The sequence below is a fragment of the Candidatus Zixiibacteriota bacterium genome (assembly GCA_022865345.1).
Taxonomy (GTDB): Bacteria; Zixibacteria; MSB-5A5; order MSB-5A5; family RBG-16-43-9; genus RBG-16-43-9.
The window spans coordinates 1-3,176 of record JALHSU010000145.1; the positions used below are offsets into that span (position 1 = coordinate 1).

Sequence of the window (3,176 nt, forward strand, 5' to 3'; positions counted from 1 at the left end):
ATCTTAGTTCAGCTTCCTCTGCCCGAGCAGATTTCCGAGGAGAAGATCATCAAGGCGATTTCACCGGAAAAAGACGTGGACGGGTTTCATCCTTATAATCTGGGGCTGATGTTAGCTGGCAAGCCGACTTTTTTGCCCTGCACTCCTTACGGTATTCAGGAGCTTTTATTAAGAAGCGGGAATGACCCTGCGGGTAAGCACGTGGTTATTTTAGGACGCGGCAGTTTGGTAGGCAGGCCCCTTTCTGTAATTTTATCACACAAAGCAAAAGGCGCTAATTCAACTGTGACTCTGTGCCATACCGGGACAAAAGATATTCCAAAATATGCCCGGCAGGCAGATATAATCGTAGCCGCAATGGGCAAGCCGAAATTTTTAACCAGAGATATGGTAAGCCCCGGAGTTGTGGTGATAGACGTTGGCGTGAACAGGGTAGAGGATAAGACCTGTGAAAAGGGTTACAGGATTGTTGGGGATGTGGATTTTGATGAGGTAAAAGAAGTGGCAAAAGCCATAACCCCCGTGCCGGGAGGAGTAGGACCAATGACCGTGGCGATGCTGATGGCGAATACGCTAAAAGCAGCGAAAAGGCAGAAGGGAGTCACAGAGACGTTTTAAATAACTGTTTTACAAAAGGAGTTTACTAACAGATTTGATATGATGAAGAAGCCATTTGTGATTAATGATCTTGCTAAGATAGAAGCAGTGAGAAATGCTTCATTAGAGTATTTAGAAAACAATGAGGGACTCTATGAGAAGATTGCAACTCATCTTTGGGCATATCACGAGATAGGAGTCTTGGTTCCGCAAACGCCTGAGAATTTTATGTCGGGACACTTCTTTCCTTATTCAGAATCCTACTATGAACTTGAGAATTCGTATGCACTTTGTTTAGAAGGGTTTTATACTTATGCTTTTGTGGCGCTCAGATCTGTACTTGAGCTTGGAGTTCTCGGAATCTACTTCGCTGTAAACGATCAAGCACATATGGAGGTCCAACCATGGCTTGATTCAGAAGAGCGCACCCCGAGATTTGGAGCAGCTCTCGATAGACTAAAATCGTTGGAGAACTTTGCCCTATTCAATCGACGTTTTGACTTAGTTAAGAGAATCTTAGAGATTTATGATAATCTCAGCGGTTTTGTTCATACTCGAGGATTTTCGTACAGCTCTACTGCACATACTAGATCAAATTTCAATCAGTTTTCCGTAGACACTTTAAACCGTTACTCTAACACAATGTTCTCTGTCGTTTCAAACTCAATCATTTCCATGCTACTTAAGTATCCGATTGGCATGCAGCCTCTGCCAGTAGTTGAGAAATTTGGGTTAAACATCCCTATGGGAGGATTCTTGGAAGGAGACCAGGTGGATATCGTTACTTCTGTTATAAAACCAGAAGAAAAGGTTTTTCTTAAAAACCTGAGTGATGGAGACCCAGATGTAAGGCAAATTGTAGAATATTTCGAGTCCCTATCCGATCTATCTGAGGAAGATTGGAAGCGACAAATTGAGGAATTTGATAAGGAACATCCTCAATTGCGGAAAAAGAATAAGGACGGTTCTTAGAATTATTTTTGGCATCAACAGTTGTCTCTCCGAAAATAGAGACATATAATAACAATTGGTATCTATAATGAAGCATATGCGTGAACTATTTAAAGCATTTGGAACATTTGATGTCGTACATCTTTGGCTTGATCAAAGAAATAGATTAATATTTATAAAAGGTAGAGGAATTCAACGCCCAGCCTAAATAAATTGTTGAAATGAATAAAAATGTTTAAAATATTTAAAATCTTAGCAAAATTACTAATACTTTTTGTCGTTCTTTTATTGTTGCTCATCAATTCTTTATGGGGTTTATTCGCCTTCTTTGGTTTTTCTATAGGCCTTTTGATTTATACACTTTTAGTTTATATTCGTTCGCATTCGCACAAACAATATATAAGACGTCTTTATATTTCTATCATCTTTTTTGTATCGGTTATATTTATATTGCTTGTAAGATTACAATTTCAAGAGATGCTTTATCTAAGGTACCCACACTTACGAGTAATCGAGAATATCACATATTTAGGGCGTATCATATATTTTTCTGACAGTGACCTATGGGAAATTAATGAAGAAATCCAAATAGACGAAAAACTTGTTGAAACACTAATAAAAGAAATATCCACCTCCTATTTGTCAAAACAAAGAGTATTGCTAACCGGGGATTCTATTTTTTTATTAAAGGGTTGGAATTCTTCTGGTGTTATCGATGGAAAACTAAGATTCACTAAACAAAGAAAACAACTAGCTTTATCCAGATGGTTTCCATTTTATAAGACTGATAGTATCTTTATACCGACAATCAAATTCTTGCATCTTTTTCTTATACCTGATGATGAATCTAGAGTAACATTTGATGTTCCACATGATATGATAGCGATAACTTATCCATGTTATTCATCGCGTGTTGATTTACTTAAAGACAATAAAGAACAGCTAACTATACCAATAAATGATGCTTCTGAGAGTGGAGTTACCATAAGAATAAAGGTATTGAGTCCATTATTACGTAATAAGGTGGGTAAGACCCTTATTAAGGCTTCAATCTGGTCGCCAATAAAATGGATTATATTAGCTTTATGCGCGATTTTTGCTGAGCAAATTAAGAAAGGTATCCTTATTCCATTAGTTCGGAGTATATTTCGAGTTTTCAGGATACCCTATATGGAGGATAAAAAAGACAAAACCGATCTAACTGAATCATCTGTAACTTGATAACGACTAATTTCTTAGAAAAAAAGTAACTAGGTAGGGACAGGGCTGGTCCCTGTCCTAACCTTTTCTGTGGTGGTATCAGGTGTTACCTCCTGACACCTGTCGGGAGGAAACTCCCGACAGCACCGAGGAATTCGAAGAGCTTATGCGTGAACTATTTAAAGCATTTGGAACATTAATAGCGGCAGTGCTTTGAGGCGCTCTGGTGTACGCCGTGTGCGTTATCTGGCCGTTTAAGTTCAGTCCCACTGTAGGCTGGGTTTTGGGTGTTTTGGCGGCAATTGGTGTTTTGTTTCAGTATGTGATTGGTTTGGTCAAAAGAATGGGAGAAGCTCGTAGAGACGCATAGCCATGCGTCTCCACATTCGTGCCCACCAGGTCCCCTGACCTGGTGGGAAAACCTGTCG

3 protein-coding genes are annotated in these 3,176 nt (G+C 39.2%); all 3 read left to right on the top strand.

The genetic code is table 11. From position 1 onward, the window contains the following. Positions 1–618, top strand: a 618-nt coding sequence (locus MUP17_06715; GenBank protein ID MCJ7458664.1) for a bifunctional 5,10-methylenetetrahydrofolate dehydrogenase/5,10-methenyltetrahydrofolate cyclohydrolase, incomplete at its 5' end; no start/stop codon positions are given. A gap of 39 nt (positions 619–657) precedes the next feature. Continuing rightward, positions 658–1,569, top strand: a complete 912-nt coding sequence (locus MUP17_06720) for a hypothetical protein (GenBank protein ID MCJ7458665.1) — start codon at positions 658–660, stop codon at positions 1,567–1,569. A 210-nt stretch (positions 1,570–1,779) separates the two neighbouring features. Beyond that, complete coding sequence (locus MUP17_06725; GenBank protein ID MCJ7458666.1) at positions 1,780–2,769, top strand: hypothetical protein; 990 nt, start codon at positions 1,780–1,782, stop codon at positions 2,767–2,769. The last annotated feature ends 407 nt before the right edge of the window (positions 2,770–3,176 follow it).